Annotated in this window: 14 protein-coding genes; 2 read left to right on the top strand and 12 right to left on the bottom strand. The window is 69.9% G+C overall.

Going from position 1 to position 13,624, the window contains the following annotated elements; all coding sequences use genetic code 11:
• Positions 1-24: 24 nt before the first annotated feature.
• The 3 genes from QM779_RS01715 to QM779_RS01705 all read right to left on the bottom strand — a co-directional run bounded on the left by QM779_RS01715 (position 25) and on the right by QM779_RS01705 (position 2,950).
• Complete coding sequence (locus tag QM779_RS01715; protein ID WP_428530669.1) at positions 25-1,332, bottom strand: ABC transporter substrate-binding protein; 1,308 nt, start codon at positions 1,330-1,332, stop codon at positions 25-27.
• A 208-nt stretch (positions 1,333-1,540) separates the two neighbouring features.
• Positions 1,541-2,029 (bottom strand): hypothetical protein, encoded by a 489-nt coding sequence (locus tag QM779_RS01710; protein WP_428530666.1) that lies wholly within the window; start codon positions 2,027-2,029, stop codon positions 1,541-1,543.
• Between the two features lie 45 nt (positions 2,030-2,074).
• Positions 2,075-2,950: a DAPG hydrolase family protein gene (locus tag QM779_RS01705; protein WP_428530663.1), complete on the bottom strand. Its 876-nt coding sequence runs from the start codon at positions 2,948-2,950 to the stop codon at positions 2,075-2,077.
• 165 nt (positions 2,951-3,115) lie between these two features.
• Here QM779_RS01705 and QM779_RS01700 point away from each other — a divergent pair, with 165 nt between their 5' ends.
• Positions 3,116-3,622 carry a MarR family winged helix-turn-helix transcriptional regulator gene (locus tag QM779_RS01700; RefSeq protein ID WP_428530660.1) on the top strand — a complete coding sequence of 169 codons (507 nt, stop codon included), beginning with the start codon at positions 3,116-3,118 and terminating at the stop codon, positions 3,620-3,622.
• A 534-nt stretch (positions 3,623-4,156) separates the two neighbouring features.
• Here the strand turns inward: QM779_RS01700 and QM779_RS01695 are convergent.
• From QM779_RS01695 to QM779_RS01680, 4 genes are read right to left on the bottom strand one after another with little or no spacing between them, the layout of a single operon-like run.
• On the bottom strand, positions 4,157-4,765 hold the full coding sequence (locus QM779_RS01695) for an AAA family ATPase (protein ID WP_428530657.1): 609 nt from the start codon (positions 4,763-4,765) through the stop codon (positions 4,157-4,159).
• Between the two features lie 11 nt (positions 4,766-4,776).
• Positions 4,777-6,324: an MDR family MFS transporter gene (locus QM779_RS01690; protein ID WP_428530654.1), complete on the bottom strand. Its 1,548-nt coding sequence runs from the start codon at positions 6,322-6,324 to the stop codon at positions 4,777-4,779.
• The gene (locus QM779_RS01685; RefSeq protein ID WP_428530651.1) at positions 6,321-7,049 is read right to left on the bottom strand and encodes an efflux RND transporter periplasmic adaptor subunit; all 729 of its coding nucleotides are present in this window, start codon (positions 7,047-7,049) and stop codon (positions 6,321-6,323) included. Before QM779_RS01685 ends, QM779_RS01690 begins: the two co-directional genes overlap by 4 nt.
• A 26-nt stretch (positions 7,050-7,075) precedes the next feature.
• The gene (locus QM779_RS01680) at positions 7,076-8,500 is read right to left on the bottom strand and encodes an efflux RND transporter periplasmic adaptor subunit (protein WP_428530648.1); all 1,425 of its coding nucleotides are present in this window, start codon (positions 8,498-8,500) and stop codon (positions 7,076-7,078) included.
• 144 nt (positions 8,501-8,644) lie between these two features.
• Here QM779_RS01680 and QM779_RS01675 point away from each other — a divergent pair, with 144 nt between their 5' ends.
• On the top strand, positions 8,645-9,244 hold the full coding sequence (locus QM779_RS01675; protein WP_428530645.1) for a TetR/AcrR family transcriptional regulator: 600 nt from the start codon (positions 8,645-8,647) through the stop codon (positions 9,242-9,244).
• A gap of 163 nt (positions 9,245-9,407) precedes the next feature.
• Here QM779_RS01675 and QM779_RS01670 read toward each other — a convergent pair whose 3' ends face one another.
• From QM779_RS01670 to hpaD, 5 genes are all read right to left on the bottom strand, one after another.
• Entirely contained in the window at positions 9,408-10,208 is an 801-nt protein-coding gene (locus QM779_RS01670; protein WP_428530642.1) for an aldolase/citrate lyase family protein, read from the bottom strand.
• Complete coding sequence (hpaH, locus tag QM779_RS01665) at positions 10,193-10,978, bottom strand: 2-oxo-hept-4-ene-1,7-dioate hydratase (RefSeq protein WP_428530639.1); 786 nt, start codon at positions 10,976-10,978, stop codon at positions 10,193-10,195. Before hpaH ends, QM779_RS01670 begins: the two co-directional genes overlap by 16 nt.
• Before the next feature lie 55 nt (positions 10,979-11,033).
• Positions 11,034-11,723, bottom strand: a complete 690-nt coding sequence (locus tag QM779_RS01660) for a GntR family transcriptional regulator (RefSeq protein WP_428530636.1) — start codon at positions 11,721-11,723, stop codon at positions 11,034-11,036.
• Positions 11,708-12,427: a ribonuclease activity regulator RraA gene (locus QM779_RS01655; RefSeq protein WP_428530633.1), complete on the bottom strand. Its 720-nt coding sequence runs from the start codon at positions 12,425-12,427 to the stop codon at positions 11,708-11,710. The genes QM779_RS01660 and QM779_RS01655 overlap by 16 nt, the downstream gene beginning before the upstream one ends.
• A gap of 120 nt (positions 12,428-12,547) precedes the next feature.
• The gene (gene hpaD, locus QM779_RS01650; RefSeq protein ID WP_428530630.1) at positions 12,548-13,546 is read right to left on the bottom strand and encodes a 3,4-dihydroxyphenylacetate 2,3-dioxygenase; all 999 of its coding nucleotides are present in this window, start codon (positions 13,544-13,546) and stop codon (positions 12,548-12,550) included.
• Between the last annotated feature and the right edge of the window lie 78 nt (positions 13,547-13,624).

Genomic DNA, 13,624 nt, shown 5'->3' with positions numbered 1-13,624 from the left:
GACGGTGGCTCCGTGCGCCGTTCGCTACTTCTGCGCCTGGATCGCCTGGTCGACGTAGGTCTGCCAGGAGTCCGCGGCCTTCTGCGGGGTCGCCTGACCGGTCAGGACGCTCACCGAGATGGTGCCGAAGTTGCCGAAGCCGGGGATCGACTGGTTGAAGGCGGGCGTGGTGGTCGGGTCCTGGAGGATCTTCGCCAGCGCGGCGTACATGCCCTCCAGCTGGGGCGCGGTGGCCGTGTTCAGGGTCGGCGCGGACTTGGCGTCGTTCACGTAGGCCTGGTAGCCCTTGCTCGTGATCCAGTTGATGAAGTCCTTGGCTGCGGCTTCCTTGGTGTCGTCACCGGTCTTGGGCAGGAAGTAGCTGCCGATCGGGCTGCCCGACCACGAGGCGGTGGCGGCCTTCGCCGAGATCGCGCCGAGGCCGACCTTGGCGTCCACGGCCGCAGTGTCGTCCTTGCCCTCGGAGTAGAACAGCGAGATGAAGTCCGACGGCAGCACGGTGAGCGCGGCCTTGCCGTTGTAGACGGCCTTGATCGACTCCTGGAAGGTCGCCGTGGCCGCGTCCTTGTTCACGCAGCCCGCCTTGACCAGGTTGTCCATCGTGGTCAGGCCGGCGACGATCGGGCCGCTCGGGTCGTTGACCTTGGTGGTACCGGCGGCGACGCCGAGGCCGAACTCGTCCTTGGCGTTGAAGTCGGCCATGTAGGCGAAGCCGGCGAACATGTTCACGGGGAACTCCGACCCGCCGCCTATCTCGACCATCGCTGCACCGGTCTTGGTGACGGCCTGGCAGTCGGTCATCAGGTCGGTGTAGTTCGTCGGCACGTCCACGCCGGCGGCCTTGAGGACGTCCTTGTTGTAGAACATCGTGAACGAGGAGAACGGCCCGAGCACCGCGGCGTAGGTGACGCCGTCCAGGTCACCGGCCGTGGAGGTGCGGTTCTTCACGAAGTCCATGTCGGTGAGCGGCAGCATGTTCTCGCTCATGTTCAGCTGGCGCATGTCCTGCGGGGTCGGCGCGTACTCCATGATGTCAGGACGGTCCCCCGTCGCCCACTTGGTCTGGACGGCCGTCGTGTAGGTGTCGGAGGGCAGGTCGACCAGGTCGATCTTGTTGCCGGACGCCGCCTCGTAGGCCTTGTACAGGTTCAGGGTTGCGTCCGTGTCGGCGGACTGGTGCCAGAGCGTGAGCGTGACACCGGTCGGTGCCGACGCCGAGGCGCTCCCCGCGGCCCCTGTCGTGGCCTCGCCCGCGCTCGAACACGCGGCCAGCAGGAGGGTGGAGAGTGCGACGGTCGTGATGCCCAGTCGCGTGAGGGTCTGTCGGGACATGATCTGCGGCTCCTCGTCTGTGAGAGTCGTCGCCTGCCAGCGCTTCGCTGCGCAGGAGGTGTTGCAGCGCCGTGTGCTGCAATCGTTTTGGTACATGGATAGTTCACCGGACCGACATACTTCGTCAAGGGTGACTACGTAACAATTCGCTAACGTCAGGAGCGACAGGGCGCGCGCAGGCGTCTCGCAGGCTTCGCGCGGGCCGGGGTCAGCCGAGCACGGCGGCGATCGCGAGCATCCAGGCGACGTTCAGCAGGGCATTCACGGTGAGGAGCCGCGGCGGGACGGGTCGGCGGGTGGCGTCGAGGCCGAACCTGGCCAGGAAGGCCAGCGCGAGGGCGGTGCCGATCACGCCGGGGACGGGGCCGGCCGTCCAGCCGGCGCACACCAGCCACACGCAGGCGAGCAGGTGCACCCCGTCCCGCAGCGGTCGGGCATCGATGGTGCTGCCGGCGAGCTCGGCGCCGTCCAGCACCACGTCGAGCAGCATCCAGGCGAAGCCGGCGGCCGTGGCCCACGCGGGGGCTGGCAGCGCGGCCACGGCGGGGAGCAGCAGCAGGTGGTACCCCACCCCGAGCAGGCGGGTGACCGGACCTTCGAGGCGGACGAGCGCCCAGCGTCCGCCCCGCCGCTGCGGGACGGGGACATGGAAGGCGGCGAAGCACACCGCGGCGAGCAGTGTTGCGATGACGACCATCAGGCCGGGTCCTTCCAGGTTCACGAGCCGGGAGTCAGTATCGCCTCAGTCGGCGTCGTCGGGCTGGCCGGAGTATTCCGCGTACAGCGCGGGCAGGAACTTGCTGAGCTGCTGCGCCTCCGTCGTCGAATGGGTGATGACCTTCTTCAGGTAGGTCTCGCTGAGCATCCAGTCCGGCGTGCTCTCGTCGCGCACGATCTTCCCGTCCACGACCCCGTAGCCGATCCACTCGCGGCTGCACTTCTCGAGCACACCCCAGGCGTTGATCCGGGACAGGGTCATGAACAGGTGGGTGCCGGGCAGCGTGATCGACGGGTCGGAGACCGGGTGGAACGACTCGGTACAGCAGTCGACGAAGCAGCCGGCGTCCTTGAGTTCCTGCTCCCGCTCGGCGGTGAGCCCGAAGTCGCGGGGGTTCAGCTCGTGCCGCACCGACCAGAACTTCTCCTCACCCTCACCCAGGTCGAGGGATTCGACGGTGTAGATGCCGCCGCTCTTGTCGACGCCGTTGATGAAGCCGTGGTCCCAGTGGTCGGCCCGGTTCCAGATCTTGTAGCGCAGGTTGCCGATGCCCTCGGGCGTGCTCTTCGAGCGGATGTTGATCCAGCGGAAGTACCAGCCCAGCATCGCGGGCGTGCAGCCGGGGTAGGTGGTGTAGACGGCGAGGTAGCCGGTCCCGTCCTCACGCATGCAGTAGCCGTACTCGACCTCTTCGTAGCCGACCGGACGCAGCAGGTCGGTGAAGTTCTCCGGCAGGGTGGCCTTGGCCGGGTCCATCGGACCGGCCTCGATCAGCTGGCGCTGCAGGGGGGCGACCCGGTGCAACGGGAGGTCCCAGTACTTGGCCAGCGGCAGGCTGCGCTCGAGGTCGGTCAGGGGGATGCGCCGGGTGACCAGCATCTCCTCGGGATAGTTCAGCACGGCGACCTCCATGTGGCACGTGGGCGGGATTCCGGGGTGACGCCCCCGCTCTTCGCGGAGGAACTAGTTCAGGCTACCAAAGTAAATGTGCTTCGGTCCAGTGAACCAAATCGGATCACGATAGGGTGTCCGCAACAGCGGGGCGACGCGGAGGTCGGAGGTCTCATGACGGAGGAGGAGCAGGCGCTGCGCATGCAGTCCTCGCAGTTCGCGGAGATGCTCGAGCTGGTCTGGCGCAAGGCGACGCTCGCGTCCCGGTCGAGCGGCAACCTGCCGGCGCTGACCCCGTCCCAGGCGCTCGCGCTGCGCAGGGTGATCAGCGCGGAGACAGGGATCACGCCGACCGAGCTCGCGTCCGACATGGAACTCTCGCGTCCGGGGGTCAGCGAACTGATCGGCAAGCTGGAGGAGAACGGGCTGGTCTCGCGCCGCCGCTCCGAGGTGGACGGGCGCTCGATGATCCTCACGCCGACCGAGCGCGGGTTATACGTGTTCCACCACTTCCGCAGCGGGATCGACGACGCGGTCAACGAGGCGTTCTCGACCATGTCCCGCAAGGACGTGAAGCGCCTGGTCGGCGACCTGCCGGCCTTGGCGCACCTCCTCGACCGACTCACCGGCATCGCAGAGCGCGAGGAGTCCGCCGCGGGCACCCGCTCGAACTCGGCGTAGCCCGAGCGCCGGCTCGGACGTCGCGATCCCTGAGGAGCGGTTGGAGGAACGCGCCCGCCGCATCACGAAGGCTGCCGACGTGGCGGTCCACGTCAAGGTGGACGCCTCTGCCGTGAACTCGCGACGATCCGTCCACCTTGTGGTGGAGGACAGGCTGCCGCACCACAAAGTGGACGCTCCTGTGGTGAACTCGCGACGATCCGTCCACCTTGTGGTGGACGGGGTGACGGGGCCCTTCGTGACGCCGCCGGGCCTCGTCCCTCGCCCCGTCGGCTCCTCAGGGGCCGTTGCTGTGGAAGCCGACGATCTGGTGTCCACTTCAAGGTGGACCCTGGTGTGGTGAACTCGCGATGATCCGTCCACCTTGTCGTGGAGGACAGGCTGCCGCACCACAATGTGGACGCTCCTGCGGCGAACTCGCGTCAAACCGTCCACCTTGTGGTGGACGGGCGCCGAGTCCGGGCGCGGCACGATGGGGACGGTTCCTGGCGTGCCGCGATAACGGGCCGGGCCAGGAGCCTGATGCGCCCGGCGTCAGGCCCGGCCCGCGGCGGCCACCGCGGCGCGGATCACGTCCACGCAGCCCGCGTAGCCCAGGCGGGCGCTGTTCAGGCACAGGTCGTACTCGTGGTAGTCGCCGAAGCGGGTGCCGGTGAAGAACTGCTGGTAGCGGGCGCGCGTCCGGTCCATCTTCGCGATGTACCGGGCCGCGTCCCTCGGCTCGATCCCGTCCACCCGGATCGCGCGGGCCGCCTTCTGCGCGTTGTTCGTGCTGAACACGAAGACGCTGAGGAACGGCAGCCCCGCGTCGCGCAGGATCCGGTCCGCACAGCGACCGATGAACACCGCAGGGCCGCTGCGCGCGGCCCCCACGACCTCCCCCGCGATCGCGGAGAAGAGCACAGCCGGGACGGAAATGCTGCCCTGCGTCGACCCGCCGATGGCCGTCAGGTCGAGGAACTGGCCCGCCCCGAGTCGCTCGTCGAGCGCCTCCAGCGCGTCCGAAGGGAGGCCCCGCCTGCTCGCTGCGAGCTGAAGGATCCGGCTGTCGTAGAACTCCAGGCCGTCCCGCTCGCACAGACGGCGACCGATCTCGCGTCCGCCGCTGCCGAACTCACGGTTGATCACGATGCTTGCGGTCATGTCTCCCCCACTCAGTCCATCATCGCCGGCCGCGGGCCCGAGGCGGGAAGGCGGCCGGAGCGCAGGAACAGGCCGAGGCCGGCTGCCAGGACGGTCAGCCAGGTCGTGATCTGGAACATGTTCGTGAACGAGGTGACGACGACCTCGAGGGAGGTGCTCCGGGCGAGTTGGTAGAGGGCGGCGAGGCCGAGGTGGGCGACCTGCGGGTCGGTGGCGGTGATCTGGCCGTAGCGGTCTGCGGTGAGCTGGGCCTGCTGGCTGACCATGAGCGCGGACAGCGCGGCCAGGCCCAGACCGGACGACACCCGCTGCACGACGTTGTTGATCGCGGTCCCGCTGCTGGTCAGGCGGGCTTCGAGGGCGGAGAGACCACTGGACTGCACCGACATCATCGCCAGGCCCATGCCGACGGCGCGCAGGCAGGTCCAGCCGATGATGTCACCGGTGGTGGTGTTGAGGGTGAGCCCGGTCATCAGGTGGGTGGCCCAGGCGGCGATCAGCATGCCGCTGACCACCAGCCAGCGGGGTCCGATCCGGTCGTACAGCTGGCCCGACAGGGGCGCCATCACCGCCATCACCAGGGCCTGTGGCATCACGACGAGCCCGGCCTGGAGCGCCGGGAGCCCGAGCACGGTCTGCAGGAAGGTCGGGATGTAGAACAGCGTGGCGAACATGCCGATCGACAACACGCTCATCACGAGCAGGGAGTTCACGAACGGCCAGATTCGGAACACGCTCAAGTTGAGCAGGGGATGCTCGACCTCGAGTTCGATCAGCACGAACAGCGAAAGGCTGAGCACGCTGGTGAGGAGCAGGCCGAGGATCGGGTAGCTCGTCCACCCCCACGACGCGCCCTCGGAGAACGCGAGCAGCAGGCACACCATGCCGACCGCAACGGTCAGGAACCCGAAGACGTCGAAGCGGTAGGTGGGTTGCTGGGCGAACTTGGGCAGCATGAACAGGGCGAGGACGACGCCCACCACCGCCACCGGGATGTTGATGTAGAAGATCAGCCGCCAGCCCACGAACTCGACCAGGTAGCCGCCGAGCGTCGGCCCGAGGGCGGGCGCGGCGATCACGCCGATGCCGTAGAGCCCCATCGCGGTGCCGAACTTGTCCTTCGGGACGATCCGGAACAGCATCGTCATCGTGATGGCGGGCAGGATGCCACCGGGGATCGCCTGGAGGACGCGGAAGGCGATCAGGCTGGGCAGGCTCCACGCCACCCCGCACAACGCGGAACCGACGGCGAAGCCGACCAGCGAGATCGTGTAGAGCCGGCCGAGCCCGACCCGGTCGCCCAGCCACGCCGTCGTCGGCACGATCACGCCCAGCACGAGGCTGTACGCCGTCGAGATCCACGCGATGTCGGCCGTCGACCCGCCGAACTCGGTCTGGATGGTCGGCACGGCCACGTTCACGATGCTGGTGTCCAGCACCGTCATGAACATGCCGACGATCAGCACCAGCAGGGGGCCCACCCAGTGGGTGGTGCCGCCGTGCTGCGCGACGACGGGTGCGGGTCGGCGGCCGGTGGCCGCCGGGGCGGCGGCGGTCACTTCTCGATCTTGGCCGTGACGTTCATGCCGGGCACCAGCGCGAGACCCTGCCGGTCGTCGATGCTCACCTTCACCGCGATCACCTGGGTGACCTTCTGGAAGTTGCCGGTCGTGTTGGACTGGCCGAACAGCGAGAACACGGCGGCCGCCCCGGTCTTGATCTCGACCACGTGGCCGGTCAGCGGGGTGCCGGGGAACGCGTCCACCGAGATGTCGACCTTCTGGCCCACCTTGACCGCGCTGATGTCGGTCTCCTCGACCCGCGCGGTGACGAACACGTCGGACGGGTCGTAGGCGATCGCCAGGCTGGTGCCCGCAGCGACGAAGGAGCCGTTCACGCCGTTGTTCACCGCGACCACCCCGTCGGCCGGCGCCCGGACGAGCGTCTGCGGCTGAAGGTACCCGGTCTGGACGGCGATGCGTCCCACCGCCTGTTGCGCCTTCACCTGCGAGCCCATCGCGACCGTCCAGTCGGTCAGGGTGCCGCTGGTCGGCGCGGTGATGGTGATCTGCGTCCCGTCGACCTGCGCGTTGTCGGTGGTGACGTAGCGGCTGGCGTTCAGCAGCCAGTTCGCCACCAGGGCGACGACGGCGACCACGGCGACAGCGCCGACCACGATCAGGCCGATCCGCATCCGCCGGCTCAGCTTCTTCTTCGGTGGCTCGGGCGGGGCGACCTCGTCGACCTCGTCGGCGGGCTCAATGACTTCAGTGGTCTCGGACATTACTTGTCCCTCCTCGGGTCAGGGGGTCAGTGGGTGGTGGAGGTCGGGAGGAGGACCTGGTCGCCCTCGGCCAGGCCGGAGACGACCTCGGTGCGGTCGGGGCCGACCAGTCCGGCGGTGATATCCACCGTGCGCTGGGCACCGGCGGCGTCCACCAGGGTCACGACGCTCTGCCCGTTCTCGGTGCGCACCGCGTCGTTGGGGACGCTCAGCACGTCCTTCTTCTCCTCGGTCGCCACCGTGGCGTGCACGGTCATGCCCTCCTTCAGCCGCTTGTCGGAGGTGTCCAGCGAGACGGTGACGAGGTAGCTCATCGACCCGCCCAGCGCGGTGCCTGCGGGCGAGATGGCGGTCACCTCACCGGTCGTGGTGACGTCGGGGAGCGCGTCGAAGGTGAGGGTGGTGGTCTGCCCGGCGACGATCCCCGCCGCGTCCAGTTCCTGGAACGGGACGACGGCCGTCATCGGACCGGTGGCCGAGATGACCATGAACTGGGTGCCACCCGCGCGGGTCGTGGTGCTGGTGCCGGCGACCACCGTCGTGCCGGGCACCGCGGCGTCCGTCCCCGGTGCCTCTGCGGACGTGCCGGTGCTGGCGGTCAGGTACTCACCCACCGCGCCGTTGATCGCGGTCACCGTGCCGTCGAACGGTGCCTTCAGCGTGGCCAGCGAAAGGTTGTGCTTCGCCACGTCGACCAGCGACTGCGCGGTCGTCACCGCCGCCTTCTGCTGGGCGATGGTGTAGGGCCGGTCGGACGCCGCGGAGTTCGCCGCGTTCTGGGCCGTGACCACACCCTGCTCCGCGCTCGCCACCGACACCTTCCCTGCGGCGGTCGCCACCTTCAGCGTCTGTTCCGCAGTCGAGACGGCCGTCTGTGCGGAGACCACCGCGGCCTGCAGGCTCGCGCAATCCGTGGTGCACGCCGCCAGGGCGGCCTGCGCCGAGTTCAGCGCGCCGTTCGCCCGGGACAACGCCACCCGGTCGGCACGCTTGGTCGCTGCCACCTGGCTGCTCGTCGCGTTCCGGATCGTCCGTGCCTGCGCGAGAGTGTTCCGGGTGCCCTGGAGCGCCGGGCTGTTCTCCAGCTTCGCCAGCGCCGCCTTCTGCGAGGACAGGTTCGCCTTCTGCTGCACGACCAGCTGCTCGAGCTGGAAACGGTCGATCCTCGCCAGCACCTGGCCGGCCGTGACGGTGTCACCGACCTGGACGTCGACGCTGGTCAGCAGGCCGCCGGCGGCGAAGCCGAGGTTCCGGGACGACGACGCGGCCATCGTCCCCGCGCCGGACACGCCGACGCTGATCGTGGCCCGCTCCACCGGTGCGGTCGAAGCGACGGCCGTCGTTCCCGACGAGCCGCAGGCGGCGAGTAGTGCCGCACCGGCCAGCACGGCCGCCGTGACGGCAGCGGGCCGGGCGGCACGGGAACGGGCACGCGAAGTAGCGCCCTCCATGGGGTCCTCCAGTCATTGGGGAAATCGCGGTTCGCCCTGCTCCCGACAACCTCGTGACGAGGGCACCATGGATACGGACCGTTTCTAGCGATAACGTTAGCCTCACGCGAACCAGTTCGCAACGTCCCCGGAAGGAGGGCTCGGATGCGCAGGAATCGACGCAGCGCCGCCGAGGTCGAGGCGGCGATCCACGCCGCCGTCCTCGCCGAACTGGCCGCCGGCGGCTACGCGGCGGTCACGTTCGAGGGCATCGCGCGTCGGGCGCACACCAGCAAGCCGGTGCTGTACCGCCGCTACCCCGACCGGGCGTCCATGATCTTCGCGGCCGTGCGTGAGCGGGGACCCGTCCGACGGATGGAGGCGAGCACAGGGAGCCTGCGGGACGACCTGCTGGCACTGTTGCAGACGTCGTTCCGGAGGGCGGCCGACTTCGGCTCGGAGGCGTACCGCGCGCTGATCGGCGAGGCCCGCGACGAGACCCTCGCCGAAGTGGCGGGGCTGAACGCCGACCTCGCGGTCCATCTGGACGCGGTCATCGTCGCGCCGGCGCGCGAGCGGGGCGAACTCGGGCCGCTCCCCCTCGACCTCGACGTGATCCTGACGCCGATGCGGCTGGGCCGCGACCGGCTGGTCTTCGGCCCGTTCACCGACGAGGACGTGGTCGCCATCGTCGACAAGGTCGCCCTGCCGCTCTACCGCGCGGCGTCCGGCCTGCCGCCGGCGGCCGTCCCGCCCGAGGACTGACCGACCACAAACGCTCCCGAAACGCGCAGAAGCTCCCGGAATTTCGGTGGCGTCTGCGAGTTTCGGGAGCGTTTGTCGGGCAGGGGCCGCTGGCGCCGGAGGTCCAGTCGCGGACGGCCCCACGCGGGCAGGGCAGCGTGGCCCGGCTGTTGGCTGTGTCGTCTCAGTAGCTCGCGCGACCCTCGGCGCTACGGCCGACGAAGCGGGCGGCGAGCGCCTCCGAGCCCCGGGCGAGCAGGGCCACGTCCGCCCCGACGAGGATGAAGGACGCGCCCGCGGCCAGGTACGCGTCCGCCACGGCCGGGTCGAAAGCGTTCACGCCGACCGGCTTGCCGGCCCCGCGAACCGCCTCGAACGCGCGCAGGACGGCGGCCGTCACGTCCGGGTGCGTCTGCTGGCCCAGTACCCCCATGGACGCGGCCAGGTCGGACGGGCCGACGAACACGCCGGCGACCCCGTCGACGGCGGCGATCTCCGCCGCGGCCCCGACCGCCTCGATCGTCTCCACCTGCACGAACACAGACACGTGGTCGGCGGCGTCGGCCAGGTAGCCGTCCACCCGGTTCCAGCGCGCGGACCGGGCCAGCGCCGACCCCACCCCGCGCCGGCCCCGCGGCGGGTAATGGGCGGCCTCGACCACCGCGGCCGCCTCTGCGGCGGAGTTCACCATCGGCACCAGGATGTTCTGCGCGCCCAGGTCGAGCACCTGCTTGACCACCACCGCGTCCCCGCTCGGCACCCGCACCACCGGCGTCACCGGGTACGCGGCGACCGCCTGCAGCTGGGCCAGCAGCGACTCCAGGCCGTTCGGGCCGTGCTCGGCGTCGATCAGCAGCCAGTCCAGCCCGCCGCCCGCGCAGATCTCCGCGACCAGCGGGCTGCCCGAGCACACCCACATCCCCGCCAGCGGCCGTGCCGCGGCGGCCAGGGCGGCGGCGAATGTCGGGCTCAGGCGAAGCGGCACGACACCGTCCCCATCGCCCCGTAGTCGCAGACCACGCTGTCCCCGCGGGACACCCACGTCGGCCGCGTGAACGACCCCGCCAGGATGATCTCCCCCGCCTCCAGCCGGGCGCCGTGCGAATGCAGCTTGTTCGCCAGCCACGCCACCCCGGTCGCCGGGTGGTTCAGCACCCCGGCCGCGACGCCGGTCTCCTCGATCGTCTCGTTGCGGTACAGCAGCGCCGACACCCAACGCAGGTCGACCTCGTCGGGCCGCGTCGGGTTGCCGCCGAGCACCATGCCCCCGTAGGCGGCGTTGTCGGCGATCGTGTCGACGATCGTCCGCCCCTCCAGCTCGATGTGCGAGTTCAGGATCTCCAGCGCCGGCGTCACGTACTCGGTCGCCCGCAGCACGTCGAACAGCGTGCAGTGCGGGCCCTCCAGCGGCGCGTCCAGCACGAACGCGAGCTCCACCTCCACCCGGACGTTCGAGAACGCGTCGAACGGGATCGTCGCCCCGTTCTCCCACACCGTGTCGTCGAACATCACGCCGTAGTCGGGCTCTGTGATCCCCGTGGACGCCTGCATGGCCTTCGACGTCAGCCCGATCTTGCGTCCGACCAGCCGCCGTCCCGCCGAGAGCCGCTGGTCGCGCCACACGCCCTGGATCGCGTAGGAGTCCTCGACCGTGGCCTCGGGGTAGCGGGACGTGATCCGCGGGATCACCCCGCGCGACCGGTCGGCGTCGGCGAGTTCGCCCGCGATCGTCGTGATCGTCTCTGCGGAGAGCATCCGTCCTCCTTCGGGTGGGGGTGCGGGTCGGTGAGGACGCAGCCGTCCTCTGTGGTCAGAAGGCGGGCAGGCCGAGGGACTCGCCCGGGTGCTCGTGGACGAGATAGGCCGACAGCGTCCCCGTCCGGTGCTTGCGGACGGCCTTCTCGATCTCCTCCAGCGGTGCGCTGTTCTCGATCATCACGATGATCTCCTCGTGCTCGCGCACCGATTCGGGCGCCCGGCCGGGGACGAAAGCGAAGATCGAGTCACGAAGCCCGCCCAGCCGCGACCACTCCGCGTTCACGATCTCCAGCAGCCGGGGGTTCGGGCAGGTCGAGTAGAGGATGTGGTGGAACTCCTGGTTCAGCGCGCTGAACGTCCGCGGGTCGAAGTGGCTGAGACTCTGCGTCATCACGTCGTTCAGCGCACGGGCGCGGCGCAGGTCCTCCGCGGTGAGGCTGCGGGACGCGAGCGCGGTGGCGGCGCTCTCCACGATCGAGATCGCCTGCATCGTGAACCGGTACTGCGTGTCGTCGACCATCGAGACCCGCGCGCCGACGTTGCGCTCGAACGTTACCAGACCCTCGGCCTCGAGCTGCCGGACGGCCTCGCGCACGGGCACCACGCTCATGTCGAGTTCCGCGGCGATCGTGCCCAGCACCAACCGGTATCCGGGCGTGAACTCCGCCTTCGAGATCCGGTCCTTGATCCACTCGTAGGCGCGTTCGGACTTGCTCTTCTCCGCCTTCACTGCGCCTGCCACGCCCGGTACCTCTCTCTCCACTCCGCGTTCATCGGGAACAGGCCGTCGACCGGGTTCCCCTCCGCGACGCGGTCCGCCACCCACGCGTCCTCGGCCTCCTGGGCGATCGCCGCGTCGGCGACCTCCTCGGCCAGCGCCCGGGGGACGACGACCACCCCGTCCGCGTCCGCGACGATGACGTCGCCCGGCAGCACGGTCGTGCCGCCGCAGGCGACGGCCACGTCCGACTCCCACGGGACGTGCCTGCGGCCCAGGACGGCCGGGTGCGTGCCCACGCTGAACACCGGAAGGATGCCGGCGACCGCCTCCGCGTCCCGGACGCCGCCGTCGGTGACGATGCCGGACGCGCCGCGCACCTTCGCGCGCAGCGCGAGGACGTCACCGAGCGTCCCGGAACCGGCCTCGCCACGGGCCTCGATCACGATCACCTCGCCGGGCAGCACCGCGTCGAACGTGCGCTTCTGCGCGTTGTAGCCGCCACCGTGGGCGTCGAAGAGGTCCTCGCGGTTGGGCACGAAGCGCAGCGTCCGCGCCGGGCCGACGAACCGCGTCCCCGACACCAGCGGACGCACACCGTCGACCGTGACGTTGTTGATCCCGCGCTTGCGGAGTTGGGCGGACAGCCCCGCCGTCGGAGCCTGCTCCAGCTTCTCGCGCAGCGCGTCCGGGAGTCCCGCGGACGCGGCCGGCGTGCTGGTGGTCATGGGGCTCCTCTGTGCGATTTCCTATTCCAAATCGTATACGAGTTAGGACGTGGCGTCCACCGCTCGGCGGGAAGCGCCGACGGGCTCGCGGCAGCGCAGGCGCGCGAGGAGGCCCGCCGGTCAGTGCAGGCCGAGGTAGCTCTCGAGCGTCTCGGGCGTGGTCTTCAGCAGCGGCTCGTGGACCTCCTCGCCCGGGAACTCGCTGGCCTCGAAGAACCAGCGCTTGGACGCCGGCATGCCCCACAGCTGCGCGCGGCGCGGGTCGGTGATGTCCCACTTGATCGGCGGCACCTCGAGGTCGATGAACTGGTAGTGGCAGTTGAACAGCTCGACCCGGTGCTGGTCGGGGTCGCGCAGGTACAGGAACAGCGCGTTGCTGAGCCCGTGGCGTCCCGGCCCGCGGTCGATCTCGTTGCCCGCGCCGAGCGCGCCCGCCACGTCCGCGGCGTGCAGCAGGCACGAACCGTCCGGCACCGCGTAGGCGAAGTGGTGCAGCCGCGGCCCGCGTCCGTTCGCGAACACCAGGTCGTGGGTGTTGCCCTTGACCTCCAACCAGGCGCCCCACAGCTCGTCGTCGGAGTCCTGGGTGGTGGTGTACTCGCTGAGCCGCATGCCCAGGCCCGACCAGAAGTCGGTCGCGGTCTGCACGTCGTAGGTGGCCACCTGGTAGTGGTCGATCCGCTGCGGGAAGCCGGCGCGGAACTCGTTGAAGCTCTGGTACTTGCGCTCCACCACGTCCATCGACGAGGTGAGCTCCATCATCGTCCCGACCGGGTCGCGGAACCGCAGCGTCGGGCCCTGGTGGTCGCGCTCGAGACGCTGGAAGGGGATGCCGGCGTCGGCGAAGTGCTTCTCCGCCGCCGTGATGTCGTCGTCGGTGCGGACGCGCAGGCCGATCGCCACCGCCTTGGCCTCGGGCGCCTCCTCCAGCACCAGGCTGTGGTGGGCGGCCTCCTCCAGGCCGCGCAGGTAGACCGTGTTGTCGGTCTCCTCGGTGACCACCAGTCCGACCACGTCGCGGTAGAAGTCGCGGCTCTTCGCCAGGTCGGTCACGCTCATCACCACATGGCTCGCGCGGGTGATCGTGAAAGCGGGGTTGTCGTTCCTCACCGGAAGCATCGTCGGCTCCTTCGCCTCGTCGTCTCGATGCCGGAAGTCTGGCACCGCCGAACCTTCCGGAGAACTACAGATTCGGTC

This window comes from Propionicimonas sp. (assembly GCF_049840635.1).
Classification (GTDB): Bacteria; Actinomycetota; Actinomycetes; order Propionibacteriales; family Propionibacteriaceae; genus Propionicimonas.
This window is presented reverse-complemented; position numbering and strand designations above follow the sequence as displayed.

Coding starts and splice junctions, on each gene's coding strand:
- QM779_RS01700 (WP_428530660.1), top strand. CDS start 3,116: ATGACGGAGGAGGAGCAGGCGCTGCGCATGCAGTCCTCGCAGTTCGCG.
- QM779_RS01680 (WP_428530648.1), bottom strand. CDS start 8,500: ATGGAGGGCGCTACTTCGCGTGCCCGTTCCCGTGCCGCCCGGCCCGCT.
- QM779_RS01715 (WP_428530669.1), bottom strand. CDS start 1,332: ATGTCCCGACAGACCCTCACGCGACTGGGCATCACGACCGTCGCACTC.
- QM779_RS01655 (WP_428530633.1), bottom strand. CDS start 12,427: ATGACCACCAGCACGCCGGCCGCGTCCGCGGGACTCCCGGACGCGCTG.
- QM779_RS01685 (WP_428530651.1), bottom strand. CDS start 7,049: ATGTCCGAGACCACTGAAGTCATTGAGCCCGCCGACGAGGTCGACGAG.
- hpaD (WP_428530630.1), bottom strand. CDS start 13,546: ATGCTTCCGGTGAGGAACGACAACCCCGCTTTCACGATCACCCGCGCG.
- hpaH (WP_428530639.1), bottom strand. CDS start 10,978: ATGCTCTCCGCAGAGACGATCACGACGATCGCGGGCGAACTCGCCGAC.
- QM779_RS01710 (WP_428530666.1), bottom strand. CDS start 2,029: ATGGTCGTCATCGCAACACTGCTCGCCGCGGTGTGCTTCGCCGCCTTC.
- QM779_RS01695 (WP_428530657.1), bottom strand. CDS start 4,765: ATGACCGCAAGCATCGTGATCAACCGTGAGTTCGGCAGCGGCGGACGC.
- QM779_RS01675 (WP_428530645.1), top strand. CDS start 8,645: ATGCGCAGGAATCGACGCAGCGCCGCCGAGGTCGAGGCGGCGATCCAC.